At 18.9% G+C, this 24,212-nt stretch carries 17 protein-coding genes, 1 tRNA gene and 1 other RNA gene; 8 read left to right on the top strand and 11 right to left on the bottom strand.

Going from position 1 to position 24,212, the window contains the following annotated elements; translation table 11 throughout:
* Window positions 1-17 precede the first annotated feature (17 nt).
* Both rnpB and rsmI read right to left on the bottom strand, forming a co-directional pair.
* Window positions 18-477: RNase P RNA component class A (gene rnpB / locus AACL42_RS01640), an RNA gene on the bottom strand.
* A 32-nt stretch (window positions 478-509) separates the two neighbouring features.
* Window positions 510-1,364, bottom strand: a complete 855-nt coding sequence (gene rsmI / locus AACL42_RS01645; RefSeq protein WP_340147414.1) for a 16S rRNA (cytidine(1402)-2'-O)-methyltransferase — start codon at window positions 1,362-1,364, stop codon at window positions 510-512.
* 142 nt (window positions 1,365-1,506) lie between these two features.
* On the opposite strand from rsmI, the gene AACL42_RS01650 reads away from it, so the two are divergent.
* From AACL42_RS01650 to dapE, 4 genes are all read left to right on the top strand, one after another.
* On the top strand, window positions 1,507-2,760 hold the full coding sequence (locus AACL42_RS01650) for a beta-ketoacyl synthase N-terminal-like domain-containing protein (RefSeq protein WP_340147415.1): 1,254 nt from the start codon (window positions 1,507-1,509) through the stop codon (window positions 2,758-2,760).
* An 84-nt stretch (window positions 2,761-2,844) separates the two neighbouring features.
* The gene (gene tal / locus AACL42_RS01655; RefSeq protein WP_340147416.1) at window positions 2,845-3,813 is read left to right on the top strand and encodes a transaldolase; all 969 of its coding nucleotides are present in this window, start codon (window positions 2,845-2,847) and stop codon (window positions 3,811-3,813) included.
* Window positions 3,814-3,874: 61 nt separating this feature from the next.
* Window positions 3,875-5,896 (top strand): transketolase, encoded by a 2,022-nt coding sequence (tkt, locus tag AACL42_RS01660; protein ID WP_340147699.1) that lies wholly within the window; start codon window positions 3,875-3,877, stop codon window positions 5,894-5,896.
* 228 nt (window positions 5,897-6,124) lie between these two features.
* A complete protein-coding gene (gene dapE, locus AACL42_RS01665) occupies window positions 6,125-7,261 on the top strand; it encodes a succinyl-diaminopimelate desuccinylase (protein ID WP_340147417.1) in 1,137 nt (378 codons plus the stop codon).
* Between the two features lie 58 nt (window positions 7,262-7,319).
* Here dapE and dapA read toward each other — a convergent pair whose 3' ends face one another.
* The gene (gene dapA / locus AACL42_RS01670; protein ID WP_340147418.1) at window positions 7,320-8,219 is read right to left on the bottom strand and encodes a 4-hydroxy-tetrahydrodipicolinate synthase; all 900 of its coding nucleotides are present in this window, start codon (window positions 8,217-8,219) and stop codon (window positions 7,320-7,322) included.
* Window positions 8,220-8,383: 164 nt separating this feature from the next.
* Window positions 8,384-9,442: a chorismate synthase gene (gene aroC, locus AACL42_RS01675; RefSeq protein ID WP_340147419.1), complete on the bottom strand. Its 1,059-nt coding sequence runs from the start codon at window positions 9,440-9,442 to the stop codon at window positions 8,384-8,386.
* A 241-nt stretch (window positions 9,443-9,683) separates the two neighbouring features.
* Here aroC and smrB point away from each other — a divergent pair, with 241 nt between their 5' ends.
* On the top strand, window positions 9,684-10,208 hold the full coding sequence (gene smrB, locus AACL42_RS01680; RefSeq protein WP_340147420.1) for an endonuclease SmrB: 525 nt from the start codon (window positions 9,684-9,686) through the stop codon (window positions 10,206-10,208).
* A gap of 1,408 nt (window positions 10,209-11,616) precedes the next feature.
* Window positions 11,617-13,032: an NADP-dependent phosphogluconate dehydrogenase gene (gndA, locus tag AACL42_RS01685; protein ID WP_340147421.1), complete on the top strand. Its 1,416-nt coding sequence runs from the start codon at window positions 11,617-11,619 to the stop codon at window positions 13,030-13,032.
* 166 nt (window positions 13,033-13,198) lie between these two features.
* On the opposite strand, the gene AACL42_RS01690 is transcribed toward gndA, so the two are convergent.
* The 4 genes from AACL42_RS01690 to leuB form a co-directional block, all read right to left on the bottom strand.
* A complete protein-coding gene (locus AACL42_RS01690) occupies window positions 13,199-14,755 on the bottom strand; it encodes a 2-isopropylmalate synthase (RefSeq protein WP_340147422.1) in 1,557 nt (518 codons plus the stop codon).
* Window positions 14,756-14,829: 74 nt separating this feature from the next.
* On the bottom strand, window positions 14,830-15,456 hold the full coding sequence (gene leuD, locus AACL42_RS01695; RefSeq protein WP_340147423.1) for a 3-isopropylmalate dehydratase small subunit: 627 nt from the start codon (window positions 15,454-15,456) through the stop codon (window positions 14,830-14,832).
* 13 nt (window positions 15,457-15,469) lie between these two features.
* The gene (leuC, locus tag AACL42_RS01700; RefSeq protein WP_340147424.1) at window positions 15,470-16,885 is read right to left on the bottom strand and encodes a 3-isopropylmalate dehydratase large subunit; all 1,416 of its coding nucleotides are present in this window, start codon (window positions 16,883-16,885) and stop codon (window positions 15,470-15,472) included.
* Between the two features lies 1 nt (window position 16,886).
* Entirely contained in the window at window positions 16,887-17,981 is a 1,095-nt protein-coding gene (gene leuB / locus AACL42_RS01705; RefSeq protein WP_340147425.1) for a 3-isopropylmalate dehydrogenase, read from the bottom strand.
* A gap of 324 nt (window positions 17,982-18,305) precedes the next feature.
* Here leuB and metG point away from each other — a divergent pair, with 324 nt between their 5' ends.
* Window positions 18,306-19,919, top strand: a complete 1,614-nt coding sequence (gene metG / locus AACL42_RS01710) for a methionine--tRNA ligase (protein ID WP_340147426.1) — start codon at window positions 18,306-18,308, stop codon at window positions 19,917-19,919.
* Window positions 19,920-19,945: 26 nt separating this feature from the next.
* On the opposite strand, the gene tilS is transcribed toward metG, so the two are convergent.
* On the bottom strand, window positions 19,946-21,259 hold the full coding sequence (tilS, locus tag AACL42_RS01715) for a tRNA lysidine(34) synthetase TilS (protein ID WP_340147427.1): 1,314 nt from the start codon (window positions 21,257-21,259) through the stop codon (window positions 19,946-19,948).
* 127 nt (window positions 21,260-21,386) lie between these two features.
* Window positions 21,387-21,459, bottom strand: a tRNA-Val gene (locus tag AACL42_RS01720).
* Between the two features lie 715 nt (window positions 21,460-22,174).
* On the opposite strand from AACL42_RS01720, the gene tyrS reads away from it, so the two are divergent.
* A complete protein-coding gene (gene tyrS, locus AACL42_RS01725) occupies window positions 22,175-23,467 on the top strand; it encodes a tyrosine--tRNA ligase (protein ID WP_340147428.1) in 1,293 nt (430 codons plus the stop codon).
* 74 nt (window positions 23,468-23,541) lie between these two features.
* On the opposite strand, the gene AACL42_RS01730 is transcribed toward tyrS, so the two are convergent.
* Complete coding sequence (locus AACL42_RS01730) at window positions 23,542-23,904, bottom strand: iron-sulfur cluster assembly accessory protein (protein WP_340147429.1); 363 nt, start codon at window positions 23,902-23,904, stop codon at window positions 23,542-23,544.
* Window positions 23,905-24,212 lie beyond the last annotated feature (308 nt).

Below are 24,212 nucleotides of genomic sequence, written 5' to 3' on the forward strand. Positions count from 1 at the left end.
ATTTTATATATAGTTTTTTATGAAGTTGGCGAAATAAGCCGGGTTCTGTAATTATACAGTCATTTATCTGGACTAAATATCACTATTTAGTTCTAGCGGTCTACCCTGGTTTAATCATGGACCATGTTTTAAATAAACCTATATTTGACCTTGCTCCAAGTGGAGTTTACCAAGCTATAATTGTTACCAATTATACGGTACGCTCTTACCGTACCTTTTCACCCTTACTAATTATTTATTTATTTATTTTTTTCAAATAATATTAAATAATAAGCGGTTTTTTTTCTGAGGCACTAATTCGTAATATTGTTATAAAAAATTTATTAATTATTATTATTTAAATTATAACAATATTCCCAGATGTTATCTGGCACTTTGTCCTATGGAGCCCGGACTTTCCTCTCTTTTATTTTATTTTTACTATAATTTTATATATAATAAAATTTATATACAAAGAGCGACTGTTTAGCCAACTTCATTATCAATGATATATTATTTTTTTTGTTTTGTCATTTTTTTAATTTCATAAAATATTTATAGAAAAATTTTTTTTTTTTTAAAAAAATTTTCGATGCTATATATGCAGCTTTTGAGCAAGACAGCTTTTTTTTTAAAATTTTTAAAATTATTTTTTTTTTTTTAGAAATTTTTTTAAATTTAAAAAAAGATTTTAACTTTTTTTTATATTTTTCGATGATTATAACAAATTCTCCTTTAAAAATTATTTTTTTTTTTTTAATTATTTTTATTAAATTTCCTACTTTTGTTTGATAAATATTTTCCCAATATTTTGTTAGTTCTCTAGCAATAGTAATTTTTCTATTTTTTTCAAAAATTTTTGAAATTCTTTTTAAATTATTTATAATTCGATATTTAGACTCGTAAATAATAAGAGTAAATTTTTGAATTGATAGTTTTTTTAATGTTTTTATACATTTTTTTTTTTTTAATGGCAAAAATCCTACATATAAAAATTTATTTGAAGAAATTCCCGAAGAACATAGCGCAGTAATTGCAGCGCATGCCCCTGGAATTGGAACAACTTTTATTTTTTTTTTATGGCATTTTTTAACTAAATTAAAGCCAGGATCATTAATAAGGGGGGTTCCTGCATTTGAAATTAAAGCTATTTTATAATTATTTTTTAATTTTAAAATGATAGATGATAATTTTTTTTTTTCATTATGTTCATGAAAAGAAATCATTTTTTTTTTAATTTTAAACTTTTTTAAAATTTTTAATGTATTAAAACAATTTTCTGCGAGAATAAAATCTATTTTTTTTAAAATTTTAATAGCTCGATAAGTAATATCTTTAATATTACCGATAGGAGTAGCTATAATATATAGAGTTCCTGTTTTCATATTTAACTTTTTTTTAATCTTTAATAAGTTCAAAATTGATTTTTTAATTTTAAAAATTAAATTTTTTAAAATATTTGTAATTTATAAAATTTTCTAAAATAATAAAATTTTTTAAAATATATAAAATTTAAAGAGAAATTTTGTGAAAAGAGTAGTTATTACTGGTTTAGGCATTATTTCTAGCATTGGAAATAATAAATTAGAAGTTGAAAAATCTTTAAAAAATAGTATTTCAGGTATTTCTTTTTCTAAAGAAATGAAAAATTTTGGATTAAAAAGTAATGTTTGGGCTCCTATAAAAAATAATTTTTCAAAAAAATTATTTCATGATTTAAAAATGTTAAAATATATGAATTTTTCTAGTTTTTATGCATATATTTCTATGATGGAAGCTATACAAGATGCTTTTTTAAAAAATTTTCAATATAAAAAAAATTCTAATATAGGCGTAATTGTAGGATCTGGATGTGGATATTTAAATTTTGAAAAATTATTTTTTAATTCCAAAGATAATATTATTCAATCTAAAAACTTTAAAAAAATTAAATTAGATCCATATTTATTATTTAAAACTATGCCTTCTAATATTTCTGCTTGTTTATCAACTATTTTTAAAATTTATGGAACAACATATTCTATGAGTTCAGCATGTGCAACTTCTTCTCATTGTATTGGTCATGCTTATGAATTAATACGTTCTGGAAAACAAAATATAATTTTTTCCGGAGGATCAGAAGAATTAAATGTTAATTTAGCTTGTTTTTTTGATATTTTAGGAGTATTATCAAAAAAATTTAATTTTTCCCCTAAAGAATCTTCTAGACCTTATGATATAAATCGTGATGGTTTTGTAATTTCTTCAGGAAGTGGTATTTTAGTTTTAGAAGAGATGAATCATGCACTTTCAAGAAACGCAAGAATTTATGCTGAAATTATTGGATATGGTACTTCGTCAGATGGACATAGTATGTTTTTTCCTTCAAAAAAAGGTGTATTAAGATGCATGAAAAATGCTCTTAAACAAATATTTTATCATAAACATAAAATAGATTATATAAATACTCATGGAACATCTACTAAAATTGGTGATTTAAATGAATTAAAAGCTATTTTAAAAATTTTTAAAAAACGTGATTTAAAAAAAATATTGATTTCTTCTACGAAATCTATTACTGGTCATTCTTTAGGTGCTTCTGGTGTACATGCAATTATAAATACAATTTTAATGTTTCAAAATAATTTTGTAGCTCCAAATCAAAATATTGTAAAATTAGATAAATTTTCAAAAAATATAAATCTTATACAAAAAAAAAAAGATGTTAGTATTAATATTGCAATGATCAATAATTTTGGATTTGGAGGAACAAATGCATCTTTAATATTAAAAAAATTTTAAAATTAATATTTTATAAAATATTAAAATTTTGAATTATAATATAATTATATAAATAAATATTACAACAATAGAGATAATTTTATTATGAATAATATCAAAGTTAATCAATTAGAGCAATTAAAAAAATATACTAAAGTTGTAGTTGATAGTGGAGATATTGATTTTATTAGGAAATATTCTCCTGAAGATGCAACTACAAATCCTTCTTTAATTTTACAAGTAGTTCAATCTAAGAAGTATGAATCTTTAGTCCAAAATGCTATTTTATATAGTAAAAAAAAATGTAAGTTCTTAAATTCTAGAATAAAAACTTGTATTGACAAAATTATAGTAGAAATTGGAATTAAAATATTAAAAGTTATTGATGGTTTTATTTCGAGTGAAGTAGATGCAAGATTATCTTTTAATAAAGATGAATGCATTAAAAAAGCTTATGAGTTAATTTCGTTATATGAAGAAAAAGGAATTAGTAGATCTAGAGTATTAATTAAGTTAGCTTCTACATGGGAATGTATTCAAGCTGCAAAAGAATTAAAAAAAGATAATATTAATTGTAATATGACATTGTTATTTTCTTTTGCTCAAGCTCAAGCATGTGCTGAAGCTAATGTATTTTTAATATCTCCTTTTGTAGGAAGAATATTTGATTGGTATGTAACTAAAAATCCTACTTTTAAATATAAATTAGGAAAAGATCCTGGAGTAGAATCTGTCAAAAAAATTTTTGATTATTATAAAAAATATGATTATAAAACAATAATTATGGGAGCGAGTTTTAGAAATGTTGAACAAATTTTAGAATTGTCTGGTTGTGATCGATTAACAATTTCTCCTAATTTATTAAATCAATTAAAAAATTGTTATAAACCTATTTCAAAAAAATTATTAATACCTAAAAAAAAATTAAAAAATTTAAACAATATCTTAACAGAATCAGATTTTCGTTGGTTTCATAATGAAGATTTAATGGCTGTAGAAAAATTATCTGAAGGAATTAAAAATTTTAATTCTGATCAATTAATTTTAGAAAGTATAATATCAAAAAAAATATAATAAAATAAAAAATTAAATAAAATTTATAAAAATTTATAATATTAAAACTGGAAAAAAAATGATTGATAAAAATAAAGATTTATCAAATGCTTTAAGAGCTTTAAGTATGGATTCTGTGCAAAAGGCAAATTCAGGTCATCCTGGAGCTCCTATGGGAATGGCTGATATTGCTTCAGTTTTATGGAGAAAATTTTTAAAACATAATCCAAAAAATCCATTTTGGGCAAATAGAGATAGATTTATTTTATCAAATGGACATGCTTCTATATTATTATATAGTTTATTACATTTAACTGGTTATGATGTTTCAATTTTAGATTTAAAGAATTTTAGACAATTAAACTCAAAAACTCCAGGTCATCCAGAATATAGTCATACTCCAGGTGTAGAAACTACAACAGGACCTTTAGGTCAAGGTTTGGCTGTAGGTGTTGGAATGGCTTTATCTGAAAAAACTTTTGGTTCATATTTTAATAGACCAAATTTTAAGATAGTTGATCATTATACATATGTTTTTGTTGGAGATGGATGTTTAATGGAAGGTATTTCTCATGAATGTTGTTCATTAGCAGGTACTTGGAAATTAGGAAAACTAATTGTTTTTTATGATAAAAATGATATTTCTATTGATGGAAAAACTAAAAATTGGTTTTCTGATAATACTGAAAAAAGATTTAAAGCGTATAATTGGCATGTTATTTCAGAAGTTGATGGGCATAATATTAATAGTATTTCAAAAGCAATAAAAAAATGTCAATCTGTTTTAGATAAACCTTCTATTATAATTTGTAGAACTATTATTGGCTTTGGATCTCCTAATAAATCTGGAACTGAACAATCTCATGGAGCTCCTTTAGGAGAAAATGAAATTCTTTTAACTAAAAAAAAATTAAATTGGAAGTATGACAAATTTGAAATTCCTAAACATGTTTATAAATTATGGGATTTTACAAAAAAGGGGAAAATATTAGAAAAAAAATGGAATAAAAAGTTCTCTGATTATTGCTTAAAATATCCTTATTTATCTAAAGAATATATTAGAAGAATAAAAGGAAATTTTCCATTAGATTGGAAATTAAAATTTGAAAAATTAATTAAATTTTTTAATAAATCTCATGAAAATTATTCTACTAGAAAAATTTCTCAAGATATATTAGAATTTATTTCTCCTATTTTTCCTGAATTGTTTGGAGGATCTGCAGATTTAGCTCCTAGTAATTTAACTCAATGGTCTGGGTCAAAACCTATTCATAAATATTCTTCAGGAAATTATATACATTATGGAGTTCGAGAGTTTGGTATGACAGCAATTGCGAATGGAATTTCTCAATATAAAGGATTTATTCCTTTTACAGCAACTTTTTTAATTTTTTCAGAATATTCAAGAAATGCAGTTCGCATGGCCTCTTTAATGAAAATTCGACATATTTTTATATATACTCATGATTCTATAGGATTAGGGGAAGATGGACCTACACATCAACCTGTAGAACAAATTTCTACTTTGAGATTAACTCCGAATTTAAGTGTATGGAGACCAGCAGATGCTTTAGAAACAGCAGTTTCTTGGAAATATGCTTTAGAAAAAAAAAATGGTCCTACTGCATTAGTTTTATCTAGACAAGATTTATGTTGTTTTTCTAAATTTAAAAGAAGATATAAAGATATTGCTTTGGGAGCTTATATTTTAAAAGATTTTGTAAATAATAAAACTTTAGATATAATATTTATTGCTACTGGTTCAGAATTAAAATTAGCTTTTTTAGTAGCACAAAAAATGAGTAATATGGGATATTTTACTAGAGTAGTTTCTATGCCTTCTACAGATGTGTTTGATAGTCAAAATAAATCTTATAAAGAAAAAATTTTACCATCAAAGATAAAAAATCGTGTAGCTATTGAAGCTAGTACATCTGATTTTTGGTATAAATATGTTGGATTACAAGGTAAAATAATTGGAATGAATACGTTTGGAGAATCTGCTCCAGCAAAAGATTTATTTATTCGATATGGTTTTACTTTAGAAAACATTTTAAAAAAATCTTTAGCATTAATAAAAAAAAACAATATACTTAAAAAATAAATTTTTAATATTTTTTTATACATATTATAAAATAATAATAGAATTTATTAAAAAATTATATACTTTTTAAAGTTTTTAAAAAAATATTATTTTAAATTTGAAAAGATAAATATTTATTTTTAATAAATATTTATCTTTTTAAAAATTTTTTATAATTATTTAAGATTTTACTATCAATTTTACATTTGAGATAAACATTTGATATAATATGAATTTGAGATAACAATTATGGATTATAAAGTTGTAAAGTTAGCAAAAAAATTAGTATCTATCCCTTCAATTAGTCCCTTAGATTTAGGTTGTCAGGACATTATTTCTCTTCGTTTAAAAAAAATTGGATTTATAATAAAAAATTTTATTTTTAATAATACAAATAATTTATGGGCTTATAAGGGTTATGGAGATAATTTTGTATTTTTAGGTCATACTGATGTTGTTCCACCTGGAAATCTTAATCAATGGAAATTTAACCCTTTTAAACCTACTATAGAAAACAATATTCTTTATGGAAGAGGAATTTCTGATATGAAAGGGTCGATAGCTGCAATGGTTATTGCTGTAGAAAATTTTGTTAAAAAATATCCTAATTATTTAGGAAAGATATCTTTTTTAATTACTTCAGATGAAGAATCTAAAGCTTTAGATGGAACTAAAAAAGTTATAGAATATTTATTAAGAAAAAATGAAATCATAAAATATTGTTTAATAGGAGAACCTACTAATAAAAAAAAATTAGGAGATACTATAAAAAATGGTCGAAGAGGCTCTTTAAATATTCAAATTAAAATTTATGGAATACAGGGACATATTGCTTATCCGAAACTTTTAGAAAATCCTATTCATAAAAGTATTCCTTTTTTAAATGATTTGATTAACTTAAAATGGGACAATGGAAATTTTTTTTTTTCTAAAAGTAGTTTACAAATATCTGGGATTCATTCTGGAGAAAAAAATTGTAGTAATGTAGTTCCAGGATCTTTACAAGTAAATTTAAATATTCGGTTTAATACAGAAATTACATTACAAGTAATAAAAAAAAAAATTAAATTTTTATTGTTAAAGCATAAATTAAAAAATTCTATTTATTGGTTTTTTTCAGGACATCCATTTTTAACAAAAAAAAAAAAATTTTTGTCAATTTTAAAAAAATCAATAAAACAAGTAGTAAATTTAAAATCTTCTACTTCTACTTCAGGAGGAACTTCTGATGGAAGATTTGTTAATAAAATGGATTGTGAAATTTTAGAGTTTGGCCTTATTAATTCTACCATTCATAAAGTAAATGAATGCGCAAATATAAATGATTTAAAAAATTTACAAAAAATTTATGAATTAACATTAAAAAACATTTTTATTAATAAATAGTAGAAATTATTTATAAAACACAGATTTTCATCCTTGATTCTGTGTTTAATTAAATATTTTATAAACATTTTATATTTTTTAAAAAAAATTTATTATTTTTTAGTTTTTTCAATAAAATATTTTTAGAAGAATTAGATAGTTTAGTCAAAGGTAATCTTAATTGAGAGCTTTTTATTAATCCAAATTTTTTTAAAATCCATTTTACTGGAATTGGATTAGGTTCGATAAATAAAAATTTATGGAAATCAATAATTTTTTCATTGATTTTACGTGCTTCTAAAAATTTTTTATTTAATGATAATGAACAAATGTTAGACATTTCTTTAGCAGCTATATTAGAAGTTACTGAAATGATTCCATCTCCGCCTAATTGCATACAATCAATAGCAGTAATATCATCTCCACCTAAAATAATAAATTTTTTTTCAACTAGACGTTTTATCATATTTATTCTAGATAAATTTCCACTAGCTTCTTTTATTCCAATTATGTTATTAAATTTAGAAAGTAGAGAAATTGTTTTTGGAAGTAAATCGCATCCTGTTCTTGATGGAACATTATATAAAATTTGAGGTAGATCTGTATTTTCAGAGATTTTTTTAAAATGTTGATATAACCCTTTTTGTGTAGGTTTATTATAATAAGGGGTAACACTTAAACAAGCAGATATTCCAATTTTTTCAAATTTTTTTGTTAAAGTTATTGCTTCTTCTGTAGAATTAGCACCTGTTCCTGCTATAATAGGTATTTTATTATTTGACAATTTTAATGTTTGTAGTACTACTTCAAAATGTTCAGATTTGTTTAAAGTAGATGATTCACCTGTAGTGCCTACAGAGACGATAGCTTTAGTTTTATTTTTTATATGGTATTTTATAATTTTTTCTAAACTTTTATAACAAATTTTTCCTTTGTTATCCATAGGTGTAATAAGCGCAACAATGTTTCCTTTAAACATTTTTTTATTTCCAGAATTATTTATTTTAATTTTGAATTATTTTTTATAATTTTAATAATTAAGTTTTAAAGTTTTATGATTTTTTATAAAATTAAGTTTTTATAGCGATAATAAAAGTATTTTATAAAATTTTTTAATTTTTTTTTTTTTTTTTTTTTTTTGCTTTAACGACATTGTGCTTTAAATCTTAATAAATGATCCATAATTGTAATAGCACTCATAGCTTCTACGATGGGAACTGCTCTAATTCCTACACATGGATCATGACGGCCTTTTGTTATTACTATTTTTTTTTTATTTTTATTATTAATACTAGATATTGGTATTTTAATGCTTGAAGTAGGTTTAAAAGCAGTTTTTATTATGATATTTTCACCATTACTTATTCCCCCTAAAATTCCTCCTGAATAATTTGTTAAAAATCCTTTTTTATTTATAGCATCTCTGCTATTGGATCCTAATTTTTCAATTACATTAAATCCATCACCTATTTCTATTCCTTTTACGGCATTTATACTCATAATAGAATGAGCTAATTCAGCATTTAATTTATCAAAGACAGGTTCTCCTAATCCTATAGGAACATTTTTAATAATTACATTAACTTTTGCTCCTATTGAATTGCCCTTTTTTTTTATGTTTTTAATTAATTTAATAATTTCAGGAATTTTTTTTTGATCAGGACAAAAAAAACAATTTTTTTCTATAGTTTTTATGCATTTTAATTTGCATTTAATTTTTCCTATTTGTGATAAATATCCTTGAATTTTAATATTATGATGATCTTTTAAATATTTTTTAGCAATAGCACCTGCAGCTACTCTCATAGCTGTTTCTCTAGCAGATGATCGACCTCCCCCTCTATAATCTCTAATTCCATATTTTTTTTCATAAGTAAAATCAGCATGTCCAGGACGATATAAATTTTTAATTTTTTTATAATCTTGAGATCTTTTATCCTTATTATAAATAATTAATCCTATACTAGTTCCAGTTGTTTTATTATTAAAAATTCCAGATAATATTTTTATTTTGTCTGGTTCATTTCTTGGTGTAGTATATCTAGATTTTCCAGGTCTTCTTCTATCGAGTTCTTTTTGTATATATTTTTTTGATATTTTTAAGTTAGGAGGAATTCCATCTATAATACAACCTAAAGCTTTTCCATGAGATTCTCCAAAAGTAGTTACAGTAAAAATTTTTCCTATGCTATTTCCTGACATAATTTTAGTCCTTTTAATTATAAATTTTTTTTTGATTTTAATGATTTTATATTAGCATATTTTACTAGAAGAATAATTGAAAATAGTTATATAGTACGATACTATTAATAATATTTAATTTTAAAAAAATTTTTTTTATTAGATATAAATTTAATAATTGTTTTATTTTTTTATAAGTTAAAATAATTATTTTTTATTTAAATTTTAAAATTTTTTAAAGAGGTATATTTAATTTTTTATTATGAAGAAAAAAGAATTATTAGATTTAAAGGATCAGAAAATTTTTAAAAATTATTTAAATGGAACTAAAAAAATTTTTCAAGATAAAGTGTTTCATTTTAAACAATCATGTAAAAAAAATAGATATTTAAAAAAATATATTTTTTCTGTAGATTCACATATTTTTTATTTTTCAGATTATCAAGATAACAAAAGATTATTTAATAATAGTCCTTTATATTATATTAGAAAAAATTCAGATTTATCTAAATTTAAAAAGTTAAAATCTGGTTATTATGATCCAAAAATTTTTTTAGATTTACATGGATTTACTAGACTTCAAGCAAAAATAGAATTAGGTCATTTAATGCAATTTTGTAAATTTAAAAAAATTGATTGTATAAATATAATTTATGGTCAAGGAAAGAATATTTTGAAAAATCAAGTTCCTATATGGTTATCTAAACATCCTAATGTTGTAGCTTTTCATAAGTCACCTAAATCTTTAGGAAATACCGGGGCGGTATTAGTATTAACAGATTTTTAAAAATTTTTTAAAGTTATATTTTTATTATCTTAAATAAACATTTTTAAAAAATTTTTTTATTACATATAAAAATTTAAAATAAATTTTTATTAAAAATTTATAAAATTATAATTTATTTTATAAAAATTTCTTAAAATATAGTAAAGTATAAACGTTTTTATAATTTTTTTATTTTTTTATATTAAAGTTTTTGTATTATTTATTAAATATTACAAAAAATAAAAATCTTAAATATTTTTAAATTTTTTTTTATAATTTTTAATTTTATATTTATTATTATTATATAATAATAATTATTAATTTTTTAATTTATGTCTTTATTATTTAAAATAATATTTTTTATAGTTTGTTAAAATATTAATTAAAATATTATAATATTTTTTTATATAATTAAATTTATAAAAGTAAATATTATAAATTTAAAATAAATTTTTGTTTTATATTATTTTAAATTTTTAATTTTTGTTAATATTATGCTAATAAAGTTTTTTTAAAGATATGATATAATAAATTATATGTTTTATAAATTTTGTTTGTTAAAAATTAATTTTATTATTATAAAATAATTTGTATATATATTTATAAATTATTTTTGTTTTTATCAGTGAATTAATCAATTAAATTATAGTTAAAATATTAAAAAATAAAAAAATTTTAAAAAATATATTATAAATTTTTTATATAATAAAAAATTTTATAAATTTAAAAAATTTTTTTAAAAATTAAAGTATTTAATAGTTACTTATATGTACTAAAAATATATTTTAGTAATTTTTAAAATTTTAAAAAAATATAAAAAATTTTATATTTTTTTAAAAAAAAATCAATTAAATATATTTTCAGATTTAAATTAAAATAATAAATATAAAGTATTTAATAATAAAATTTTAATTTTTTTAATTTTTAATTTTTATTAATTTTACTTATAATTTTTTAATATTTTAAAAAATTTTTGATTAAAAATATATAAAATTTTTTAAAAATTATTTTGTAAGAAATATATAAAATTTTAAATAAAATATTTTATATAAAAATTTAATATTAATAAAATGTATTTATTTTTTAACATTAAATATAATAACAAATATTATAAATTTTAAAAAATATATATTTTTTTATTAAAATAAAAATTTTTTATTAATTTCATAAGATATATATTTTTTATAAAAGATTGTATATATAAAATATATAAAAATTTAAAAATTATATATAAATTTAAAAAAATTTTTAATTATTTTTTAAAAAAAAGTATAAATATTAAAAATTATATATATAAATTATAGATAAATATTAGATATATATAAAAAATAATTTTTTATAAAAAGATAATATTATTTATGTTAAAAACTTCTACAAAATTAAGCAAATAAAATAAACAAAAATATAGATATAAAAAAGGTTATTTAAAATGTCTTTGAATAAAATTGGTGTAGTAGGAATGGCAGTAATGGGTAGTAATTTAGCATTAAATATTGAAAGAAATAATTATTCTGTATCTATTTTTAATCGATCTAAAAAAAGAATAGATACATTAAAAAAAAAATTTCCAAAAAATAAATTATTTCCATTTTATTCCATAAAAAGTTTTGTGAATTCATTGAAAACACCAAGAATAATTTTATTAATGGTGGCCTCAGGAAACCCTACAGATGAAATTATTAAATTAATTATTCCTTTTTTAAGTAAAGGTGATGTATTAATTGACGGAGGAAATAGTTTTTATAAAGATACTATTCGAAGAGAGAAAGAAATTACTCAAAAAGGTTTTTATTTTTTAGGAGCAGGAATTTCTGGTGGAGAAAAAGGAGCTTTAAATGGCCCTTCTATAATGCCAGGAGGTTCTATAAAAGCATATAAATTAGTTAAGAATATATTTAAAAAAATATCAGCAAAAACTATATGCGGAGATCCATGTGTAGATTACATTGGTCCAAATGGTTCTGGTCATTATGTAAAAATGGTTCATAATGGAATAGAATATGCTGATATGCAATTAATTTCAGAATCTTATTTTTTACTAAAAAATATTTTACAATTAAATAATAAAGATTTACATTTTATTTTTAAAAAATGGAATAAAGGAGAGTTAAATAGTTATTTAATTGAAATTACAAAAAATATATTTTTAAAAAAAGATGTATGTAAAAAAAAATATTTAATTGACATAATTTTAGATATTGCTTCTCAAAAAGGAACTGGTTCATGGGCAAGTAAAAGTGCATTAGATTTACAAGAACCACTTTCATTAATTACTCAATCTGTATTTTTTAGATATATTTCTAAAATTAAAAATGAAAGAATATTAGCTTCTAAAAAATTAATGGGTCCTTCAAAAAAAACTATAATTTTAAACAAAAAAAAATTTATTGAAGATATTAGAAAGTCATTATATTTAAGTAAAATTATTGCTTATTCTCAAGGATTTTCTCAATTAAAGTCTGCTTCTAAAAAATATAATTGGAATCTTAATTATTCAAAAATTTCAAAAATATTTCGAGAAGGATGTATTATTCGAGCAAAATTTTTAGAGAATATTATTATTGCTTTTAAAAAAAATAATAATTTATTAAACATTTTGTTAGATTCTTATTTTTATGAAATTTCTAACAAGTATCAATCTTCTTTAAGAAAAGTTGTGTCTATTGCTATTAAATTAGGTATTCCTGTTCCTGCTTTCTCTTCTGCAATATCTTATTATGACTCTTATAGATCAAAATTTTTATCTACTAATTTGATACAAGCCCAAAGAGATTATTTTGGATCACATACATATAAGAGAAATGATAAAATTGGAAATTTTCATACTATTTGGGAAAAAAATTAAAAATATAATATTATAAATATAATAATTATATATATTTTTTTAAAATTTATAACGTTTTTTTAAAAAACCTTCTTATTTTATTTATTAAACAAAATTATTTTTTTAATAATTTTAATTATTTAATTAATAAGAAAGGTTTTTTAATAAAAATTTTTATGTATATTTTTTATTTTTTAAATATTTTTTCAGATATTTTTTTAGATATTTTTATAGATTTGTATATTTTGTTAAAAGATTTTATTAAAGACAAAATATAAGATTGATAGAATTCTAATGTTTTACTTTTTCCATAAAATTTTTGATTTTTATAATTTAAAAATATTTTACATATATAAAAAATTTTATTGTTTTTATTTATATTTTTAATTTTATTTTTTATTAAAGTGCATTTAATTTTAGTTAATTTTTTAAAAAATAAAAAAATTTTTTTTAAAATAAAAAAATTTTTTTTTAAATATAGTTTTTTTATTTTTTTTTTAAATATAACTTTTAATCTAATTAAAATTTTTTTGTTTAATTTAATTTTTATTTTTAGATCATGTAGTTTTAAAATTTTTATATTTAATTTTTGATTTTTCATAAACGCTAATTCTTCTAAATGATAGTTCAGTACCTCTCCTTTTTTATCAGCAAATTTTAAAAAATTTTTGTAAAGTGTATTTAAATCATAATCTTTTAAAGAATAACCCATTTTTTTCATTTTATATTTAACTGCAGCTCTTCCTGATCTAGAAGTTAGATTTAAGGTATTTTTTTTTCTTCCAATTAGATTTGGATTAATAATTTCATAATTTTCTCTATTTTTTAAAATTCCATCTTGATGTATTCCAGAAGAATGACAAAAAGAATTTTTTCCAATTATTGATTTGTTTATAGGAATTTTAAATTTGCAAATTTTACTAATTTTTTTACTAGTTTTATAAATATTTTTGCATTTTATTTTTGTATATAACGAATGAAAAATTTTTTTTTTTATTTTAATTATTGTTATTATATCTTCTAATGAAGTGTTCCCAGATCTTTCACCAATCCCAGTAATTGTTCCTTCTATTTGTCTAGCGCCTGCTTCAATAGCTGAAATGGAATTTCCTACTGCCATATTTAGATCATTATGACAATGTGCAGAAATAATTGCTTTGTCAATATTTGGAACATTATTTTTAATATTTTTTATTATTTTTTTAAATTCTGAAGGGCAAGTAAATCCAACAGTATCAGGAATATTAATAGTGTTTGCTCCTGAATTTATTGCAATTTCTATAAATTTATATAAATTAAAAATATTTGTTCTTCCAGCATCTTCACAAGAAAATTCTATATTTTCGGTATATTTTTTAGCATATTTAATAGAACTTTTCATCATTTCTATAATTTCTAAATAATTTTTTTTAAGTTTAGATTTAATATGTAAATTAGAAGTTCCTAAAAAAAGATGTATTCTAAAATTTTCTGAATTTTTCATAGCTTTTGCAGCTATTTTAATATCTTTTTTTATACACCTAGATAAACTACAAATAGTACTTTTTTTTATTATATTTGATATTAATTGAACGGCTTTAAAATCTTCAGGTGAAGATATTGGAAATCCAGCTTCGATTATATCTATATTCATTTTTTCTAATAATAGCGCAATTTTTAATTTTTTTTTAGCGCTTAAACTAAATTTTAAAGATTGTTCTCCATCACGTAATGTAGTATCAAAAATAATTATTTTTTCTTTCATTTTTTTTTCTTCATTTAAAATATTAATTTTATATATACATTAAATTAAATATATTTTTATAATTAGATTAATTTTTAACAATATAAATTTCTATTTTTTAATAAAAAAGTATTAAAATTTTTTTTTTCATATTTTAAAATTTGTTTTTCATTTTGTAATGTAATTTCAATTTGATCTAAACCATTTAATAATTTAAAACGATAAAATTTATCAAGTTTAAAAATATAATTTTTTTTTTTGATTTGTATATGATTTTTTTTAAGATTAATTTTGCATAGAACTTTTGGATTTTTAATAATTTTTTTTAAAATTTTTTTAATAACTTTTTTTTTTAAAGTAATTAATAAAAGATTATTATTTATACTATTATTATAAAAAATATCAGAAAATTTTTCAGAGATAATAACTTTAAATCCAAAATCTTGTAAAGCCCAAACAGCATGTTCTCTTGAAGAGCCACATCCAAAATTTTTCCCGGCAATTAAAATAGTAGATTTTTTATAATTTTTTAAATTTAGTATAAATTTTTTATTTTTGATTTTACCTTTTTTATCTAAAAATCTCCAACTATAAAATAAATTTTTTCCAAAATTTTTTTTATGAGTAACTTTTAAAAATTGTTTTGGAATCAATACATCTGTATCAATATTATCTATTATAATTGGAACAATAGTTCCAATATGAATTTTAAATTTTTTCATTTTTTTTATGTTTTTATTTTTTTTTTTTTAAATATTTTTGAATGTTTATAAATTTTCCAAATATTGCTGCTCCAGCTGCCATAATAGGGCTAACTAAATGTGTTCTGCTTTTTCTACCTTGCCTTCCTTCAAAATTTCTATTACTAGTAGAAGCACATCTTTCATATTTTTTAAGACTATCAGAATTCATTCCTAGGCACATAGAGCATCCTGCATATCTCCATTGAAATCCAGATTTTAAAAAAATTTTATCTAATCCTTCTTTTTCAGCATTTTTTTTTACTTCATTAGATCCAGGGACAATTATTGCTTCTACAGATTTATGTACTTTTTTATTTTTTACGATTTTAGCTACTTCTCTTAAATCTTCAAGTCTAGAATTTGTGCAAGAACCAATGAATACTTTATTAATAGGTAAATTTATTAATGAGGATTTTGGTTTTATATTCATATATTTAAAAGATTTTTTTAAAGTTTGTTTGTTATCATTTTTTTTTATTTTTTTTATTGAAGGAGTTTTTTTATTGATGGAAATTATTTGATCTAAATTAGTCCCCCAAGTAATTTGAGGTGATAGATTAGAAATATTTATTTTTACTATTTTATGAAAATAAGAGTTTTTATCGGATTTTAAAGATTTCCATTTTTTTATAGCTTTTTTCCAATTTTTTTTCTTAGGTGAAAAATGTTTATTTTTTAAATATTTGAATGTAACATTATCAGGGGCAATAATTCCAGATTTTGCTCCCATTTCTACCGCCATATTACAAATTGTCATTCTAGATTCCATACTCATAGAAGTGATTGTATTTCCAGAAAATTCGATTACATATCCATTTCCTCCTGAAGATCCTATTTTTTTAATTATTTTTAAAATGATATCTTTAGAAGTTATTCCTTTTTTTATTTTTCCTTTTACAATAATTTTCATATTTTTAAATAATTTTTGTTGAATTGTTTGTGTAGACAAAACATGTTCAACTTCAGAAGTTCCAATTCCAAATGCTAAAGCTCCAAAAGCTCCATGTGTTGAAGTGTGAGAATCTCCACATACAATAGTCATTCCAGGTAAAGTCATTCCTCTTTCAGGGGCAATTACATGAACTATTCCTTGGTATGGATTATATAAGTCATATATTGGAATATTATACTTTTTACAATTTTTAGACAATGTTTTCATTTGAAGCTTAGCCATTTTTCCAGAAGCATTTATATCTTTTTTTATAGTGGAAACATTATGATCCATAGTAGCAAAAGTTTTTTCTGGACATCTAATTTTTCTTTTTTTTTGTTTAATTTGAGAAAAAGCCTGAGGAGAAGTGACTTCATGAATTAAATGTAAATCAATATATAAAAGTGATAAATTTTTTTTTTTTGTTTTGATAAGATGAGCTTTATATATTTTTTCATATAAAGTTTTATTTTTCATATTAAAGTTCCTGAGCAAGAAATTTTAGTATAATATCACCCATTTGATTAGTATTTAAAAAATTTTTTTTTGTTTCATCTAAATCATATGTTTTGTATCCTTGTAATAAGGATTTTTCTACACAATAATTAATTTTTGTTGAAATTTCTTTTAAATTAAAACTATATTTTAAAAGCATAGATAAAGATAATATTTGAGCTATAGGATTTGCGATGTTTTGTCCCGCAATATCTGGAGCAGAACCTCCGGCAGGTTCATATATTCCAAAATTTTTTGTATTTAAACTAGCTGATGGTAACATTCCAATTGACCCAGTTAAAATTCCACATTCATCAGAAATTACATCACCAATTAAATTTGGACATAATAGTATATCAAAAATTTTTGGATTTTTGATAATTTGCATAACAGCATTATCAAAATATAAATGTGATAAATTAACTTCAGGATATTTTTTAGAAGTTTCTATTACAATTTCTTTCCATAATTTTGAAGTTTCTAAGACATTAGATTTATCTATAGAAGTAATTTTTTTTTTTCTTTTTAAGGCTAATTGAAAGGCAAAATTAGCAATTCTTTCAATTTCTTCTTTTTTATATATTGATGTATCAAATGCATAATAAGATTTTTTAGTTTTTTTTCTTCCTTTAGGTAATCCATAATAAATTCCACTAATTAATTCTCGAACGCAAATTATATTAAATCCATATTTTACAATTTTTTTTTTTAATGGAGAAAATTTATAAAGTTTAGGGTGAAGATATGAAGGTCTTAAATTGACAAATAAATTAAAATATTTTCTTAAAGGAAGCAAAGATGCAATTTCAGGTTTTTTATGTGCTTCTATATTCGTCCATTTTGGACCTCCAACTGAACCTAAAAGTATTGAATCAGAATTTTTACATCCATTTAATGTATGCTTTGGAAGAGCTTCATTATATTTATCAATTGCAATTCCTCCAATGTCATATTCATTAATTTCAATTTTAATAATTTTTTTTTTATTTAATAAATCAATAATTTTAATTGATTCTTTCATTATTTCTGGTCCAATTCCATCTCCAGATAAAATTGCAATTTTAAAATTTTTTTTCATATATTTTTTATTTTTTAAAGACAAAGTTTTTTATTTTTTTTAGATTTTTAGAAAATTTGAGAATTATAGTTTATTAGATCCTATCATATATATAATGTTAGTTTAACATTTTTAAATATTTTTGTAGAAATGTTTATAATATAAAATTTTTATATAAATAAAATTAAATATTTTTTATATAAATAAAAAAATTTTTTAATTTTTTTTAATTTTTTTTATTTATATATTTTTATTACTTTTCAATGTTAATATATCTATATTTGGTCGATGTATTATTAATAAAAAAAATTTTTTTTAAAAAATAGAGATAAGATAAATCAAATTATGAATACAAAAAAACCTTTTTTAGTTACATGTGCTTTTCCATATTCTAATGGTGATATACATATAGGTCATTTGTTAGAACATATACAAGCTGATATTTGGGTAAGATATCATAGAATGCAAGGAAGATCAGTTTTTTTTATTTGTGCAGATGATACTCATGGTACTCCAATTATGATTAAAGCTAATAATATGAAAAAAACTCCTGAAGAATTAATTAGCATAACATTAAAAAAACATATTTTAGATTTTTCAAGATTTAAAATTTCATATGATAATTATTATCATACTAATAGTAAAGAAAATTTATATTTTTCAAATAAAATATATTTATTATTAAAAAAAAATGGTTATATTAATAAAAAAAAAATTTTTCAATTATATGATAATTCAAAAAAAATTTTTCTTCCGGATAGATTTGTTAAAGGACAATGCCCTAATTGTTTTGCAAAGGATCAATATGGAGATAATTGTGAAAAATGTAGTTTTATATATGATGCTATTGATTTAATTAAACCTAAATCATTATTATCCAAATCTTCTCCTGTTTTAAAAGAATCTCTTCATATTTTTTTTAATTTACCTAGATTTCAAAAATTTTTATGGATTTGGATTCATTCAGGGGTTTTATCTAATTCTGTCAAAAATAAGTTAATAGAATGGTTTAAACATGGTTTGAAAGAATGGGATATATCTAGAGATTTTCCTTATTTTGGTTTTAAAATACCTAATTATTTGAATAAATATTTTTATGTTTGGTTAGATGCTTCTATCGGTTATATTAGTACATTTAAAAATTTATGTAATCATAATAAGAATATAAATTTTAATGATTTTTGGAAAAGTTCAAAAAATACTAATTTATATCATTTTATTGGAAAAGATATTATTTATTTTCATAGTTTGTTTTGGCCTTCAATATTAGAAGGAATAAATTTTAGAAAGCCAACAAAAATTTTTGTTCATGGTTATGTTACTATAAATAATAAAAAAATGTCTAAATCTAAAAATTTTTTTATTACAGCAGAAAAATGGTTAAAAAATTATGATTCAGATAGTTTAAGATATTATTTTTCTTCTAAATTAAACAATTCTTTTGAAGATATAGATTTTAATTTGAGAGAATTTGTTAATAAAATTAATTCAGATATTGTCAATAAATTAGTAAATCTAGCATCTAGATGCTCAAGTTTTATTAACAAAAATTTTGATAATTATTTAAGTAAAGAATTATTAGATTTCGAAATTTATAAAAGTTTTTTAAAAGAATCTTTATATATATCTAAATTATTTGAAAGTTTAAATTTTAAATTATTAATAAAAAGAATTATGTTGTTTGCAGAAAAGGCAAATTTATATTTTAATTCTAAAACTCCATGGTTATTATGTAAAAATGAATTTAGAATTATACATTCTGTGTCTTCAATGGGAATTAATTTATTTAGAATTTTAATGACTTGGATGAAACCTATTATTCCAGATTTATCTTTAAAAGTAGAAGAATTTTTAAACATAAAATTAAAATGGGAAGATATTAAAAATCCTTTATTTAATCATAAAATTTCTAATTTTAAAAATTTATATAATAGAATTAAATATAAAAAAATTTTTTAAAGTAATATTGTTATTAAATTATTTTTTTATTTTTTATATTTTATATAATATTTTTTTTTTTTTTTTTTTAAAATATTTTTTTTTTTAATAGAAAAACAATTTAAAGCACCTATAAAAGTATTATTAGAAAATAAAAAAGGAGAATGTTTTCTTTCTATTATATTGATTTTTAACAATTGCCAAATTTTTTTTATTTTAATTTTTTTTTTTTTTTTATTAATTAAAAACTTTCCTTTTATATAAAATCTAAAATTTAATAATTTTTTTTTATTTAAAAAAATTTTAATTGATTTTTTTGTTTTTTTTTTTGTTAATTTAACTTTTCCTAAAGAATATGGAAAAATTAATTTTTTTTTAGGATTGTGCCAAAATATTATTAGTTTTTTTATATTTTTAACATTTCTTTTTTGAATATAAATTTTTTTTTTATATATAATTAAATATACATATTTTTTAATTTCTATTTTATAAATTTTTTTTTTTTTTTTTTTTATAAAAAAATATATTTTTTTTATTATTTTATAATTATAAAATTTAATTTTATGATTTTTAATCCATTGATAAATTATAGAAACAAAAATAAATTGATTTAATTTAATAATTTTTTTTAGATTTAAACAATTTTTAAAAATTAAATTTTTTTTAATTATTTTATTATTATATTTTTTAATTATACTTTTATTTTTTTTTATAATTTTTATGCTTTTTAAACAATTTTTTAAAAAAAATTTCCATTTATTTGTAAATTTTGGTAGTATTTTTTTTCTTATAAAATTTCTTTCATATTTAATATTTTCATTACTATCATCATTAATCCAACAAATTTTTTTTTTTTTTATATATTTTTTTATTTTTTTTCTTGTGCAATTTAATAATGGTCTTATTAAAAAACTTTTATAAAATTTTTTTTTATATGCTATTCCAGATAATCCATTTAATCCGCTTCCTCGTTTCAGTGCTAGAAAAAATGTTTCACATTGATCATTTAAATTGTGTGCAGTAAGTAATATTTCATTTTTTAAAATATTTTTTTTAAAAATTTTATATCTTTGTTTTCTAGCTTGACCTTCAATTCCTAATTTAGTTTTTTGTATAAAAATATTTTTTATTATTAAAGGTATTTTATATTTTATACATATTTTTTTACAATGTTTTTCCCATATTTTTGATTTCTTTTGTAAATTATGATTAATATGAATAGCTCTTAATTGCAAATTTTTATTTTTTTTTTTTTTCCAATTTATTAATTTTATAAGTAATGCTGTGGAATCAATACCACCGCTATATGCTAACAAAAATTTTTTATTTTTATTTAATATTTTTTTAAATTTTTTTATCACTTTTTTTATTATCGTTTAAAATAAATATTTTTATTAATTATTTAATGATTTGTATTTATAATTATTATTTTTTTATATATTATAACAATAATAAATATTATTTTTTTTATTTTAATTTATTTTTTTTTACGTTTGAGTGGATTTGAACCACTGACTTCTACTATGTCATAGTAGCACTCTAACCACTGAGTTACAAACGTAAAAAATATAAAAATACTTTTTATTTTTTATAATTTTATACTAATTACTTGTAAAAGTAAAAAATAATTTTTTTATAAATTTTTTTATTTATAATAATATTTTTATAAATATAAAACATTTATACATTATATTATTTAAAGTAGGAATAATTATAATAAAATTTTTTTATTTTAGAATTTAAATTTTATAAATTAAAAATTTTTTAAATAATTTGATATTAATTTTAAATAAATTTTTTTAAATATTATAATATTATTTATATTATTAATATAATATAGTAAAAAAGTTTTCTTTATGTTTTTTTTTTTAAAAAAATTTTTGAAATAATTTTTAGTTTTTAATAATAATTTTATAAAAAATATTAAATTTTAATATAAAAAAATTAATATTTTTTTAAATATCTAAACATTTAAATATAAATTTTTATTTTTAAAAATCTTTTATTAATTTTAAAAAATAATAATAATTTTTTAAATTTTTATTAAAAATTTGTTTATAAAAAATAAATATTTTAAAAATTTAATTGAATATTTTTTTTTATTATTGTTTAAAGTTTTTTTAACATTTATAAAATTTTATAAAAATTTTAATAATTAAATTTAACGTATTTATTGTAATATTTTTATAATTTTTTAAAAATTTTCTTATTTTTTTATAAGTTTTTTTTATAAAAATTTATAATAATTTTAAATTTTTTAATTTTGGTAAATATTTATGTCAAAAAATATTATTAAAGAGTTATTATTAAGAAAATTAATTTTTCAATCAACTAATATAGATAAAATGAAAAATTTATTTTTTAAAAATAATATAAAACTATATTGTGGTTTTGATCCTACAGCAGATAGTTTGCATATAGGGCATATATTACCATTAATTTTATTAAAAAGATTTCAAGAATATGGACATACTCCAATTATTTTATTAGGAGGAGGAACCAGTTTAATAGGAGATCCTAGTTTTAAAAATTGTGAAAGAGAATTATATGTCAAAAAAAAAACATTTGGTTGGATTAAAAAAATTAGTGCTCAAATTTCTTCTATTTTTAATTCTAATATTTTTGAAAAAAAAATAATCATATTAAACAATTATGATTGGTTAAAAAATCTTAATTTATTAAAATTTTTAAGAAAAATAGGAAAATTTTTTTCTATTAATTCTATGATAAATAAAGAATCTGTTAAAAAAAGATTATTAAGTATAGGTAATAAAGGTCTTTCTTTTACAGAATTTTCATATAGCTTATTACAAGCATATGATTATTATTTTTTATATAAAAAGTATAATGTAAAATTACAAATTGGAGGTTCAGACCAATGGGGAAATATTACCTCAGGAATTCAATTAATTAAAAAAAAATTTCATAAAAATGTTTTTGGTTTAACATTACCTTTATTAGTCCAAAAAAATGGTAAAAAATTTGGTAAATCAGAAAAAAATACTGTTTGGTTAGACAAAAAAAAAACTAGTGTGTATGATTTTTATCAATTTTGGCTTAATATTAAAGATGAAGATGTTTATAAATATTTAAACTTTTTTACTTTTTTAAAAATTTATCAAAATTTTGATAAAAATATAAAATCTTTATCCTTTCAAAATATTATTAAATTAAAAAAAATTTTAGCAAAAGAAATGACTATTTTAATCCATGGAAAAGAAAATTTTAATTCAGCTAAAAAAGTATCTTATATTTTTTTTAAAAAAAATATTTGTAGTATGAAAATTGATAATTTTTTAGAACTAATTAAAAATAATGCTCCGCATATTATTTTAAATTATAAAAATAATAGTCATTTAAGTTTAAAAAATATTTTAATTTTAACTAAATTATCTTGTTCTAAAAAAAAATCGAAAAATATGATTTTATCAAATTCTATTATGATTAATAAAAAAATACAAAATAATGTTAATTATGTTTTAAAAAGTTCTGATAAAATATTTAACAAATATACAATTATATCTAAAGGGAAAAAACAATATTTTTTAATATGCTGGTCTAAATTGTAAAATTTAAATTAAAAATTTAATTTTTTATTATAAACATTAAAAAAATTTTAATAAATCTTATTATATATAATTTTTTAAAATTGAACACTTTCTCCGCATCCACAAGTATTTTTTATTTTTTTATGATAAAATTTAAAAGATTTTGAAAATTTTTTTTTTATAAAATCTATTGTTAAAGCATCTAAAAATTTTTTCTTACTTTTTGGAATGGCAATAATTATTTTTTTATATTTAAAAAAAATATCGTTTTTTATTTTTTCTTTTAATGGTTTTATAGTATGAGAAAATCCAACACAACCAAATTTTTTTAAGTTTAATCTTATTCCAATATATTTTTCTTTTATAATACAACAAATTTTTTTATATGCTTTTTTTGTTAAAAAAATTCCATTTAAATTTTTATTTTTTAATGGTTTGAAATGTTTTTTTAGAATCATTTTTTTATTTTCCTAAATATTGTTTTTATTAATAAATTTTATAATTTAATAAATTTTTTAATTTATATATATATAATTTTGATAACTAAAAGTTTATAAAAAAATAAATTTTTAATAAAATAATTTTATATAATTAAAAATATAAAATTTTATATTTTAAACTATTTTTTAATAACAAATAATAAATAATTAATATAAAAATTATAACTTGATAAAATTTTACATACAATATTTTTTTAATATTTTTTAATTTTTTTTAATTCTTTTTTTTTAATTATAAATATATTTATAAATTTTTAAATTTTAAT

Source organism: Buchnera aphidicola (Drepanosiphum platanoidis) (assembly GCF_964020165.1).
In the GTDB taxonomy this organism is placed as follows: domain Bacteria; phylum Pseudomonadota; class Gammaproteobacteria; order Enterobacterales; family Enterobacteriaceae; genus Buchnera_J; species Buchnera_J aphidicola_BL.

What these genes read in the sequence shown, in the direction of transcription:
- dapE (WP_340147417.1), top strand. Translation starts at nt 6,125, where the DNA reads ATGGATTATAAAGTTGTAAAGTTAGCAAAAAAATTAGTATCTATCCCT.
- tyrS (WP_340147428.1), top strand. Translation starts at nt 22,175, where the DNA reads ATGTCAAAAAATATTATTAAAGAGTTATTATTAAGAAAATTAATTTTT.
- AACL42_RS01730 (WP_340147429.1), bottom strand. Translation starts at nt 23,904, where the DNA reads ATGATTCTAAAAAAACATTTCAAACCATTAAAAAATAAAAATTTAAAT.
- metG (WP_340147426.1), top strand. Translation starts at nt 18,306, where the DNA reads ATGAATACAAAAAAACCTTTTTTAGTTACATGTGCTTTTCCATATTCT.
- tal (WP_340147416.1), top strand. Translation starts at nt 2,845, where the DNA reads ATGAATAATATCAAAGTTAATCAATTAGAGCAATTAAAAAAATATACT.
- dapA (WP_340147418.1), bottom strand. Translation starts at nt 8,219, where the DNA reads ATGTTTAAAGGAAACATTGTTGCGCTTATTACACCTATGGATAACAAA.
- aroC (WP_340147419.1), bottom strand. Translation starts at nt 9,442, where the DNA reads ATGTCAGGAAATAGCATAGGAAAAATTTTTACTGTAACTACTTTTGGA.
- leuD (WP_340147423.1), bottom strand. Translation starts at nt 15,456, where the DNA reads ATGAAAAAATTTAAAATTCATATTGGAACTATTGTTCCAATTATAATA.
- rsmI (WP_340147414.1), bottom strand. Translation starts at nt 1,364, where the DNA reads ATGAAAACAGGAACTCTATATATTATAGCTACTCCTATCGGTAATATT.
- AACL42_RS01690 (WP_340147422.1), bottom strand. Translation starts at nt 14,755, where the DNA reads ATGAAAGAAAAAATAATTATTTTTGATACTACATTACGTGATGGAGAA.
- leuB (WP_340147425.1), bottom strand. Translation starts at nt 17,981, where the DNA reads ATGAAAAAAAATTTTAAAATTGCAATTTTATCTGGAGATGGAATTGGA.
- gndA (WP_340147421.1), top strand. Translation starts at nt 11,617, where the DNA reads ATGTCTTTGAATAAAATTGGTGTAGTAGGAATGGCAGTAATGGGTAGT.
- leuC (WP_340147424.1), bottom strand. Translation starts at nt 16,885, where the DNA reads ATGAAAAATAAAACTTTATATGAAAAAATATATAAAGCTCATCTTATC.
- smrB (WP_340147420.1), top strand. Translation starts at nt 9,684, where the DNA reads ATGAAGAAAAAAGAATTATTAGATTTAAAGGATCAGAAAATTTTTAAA.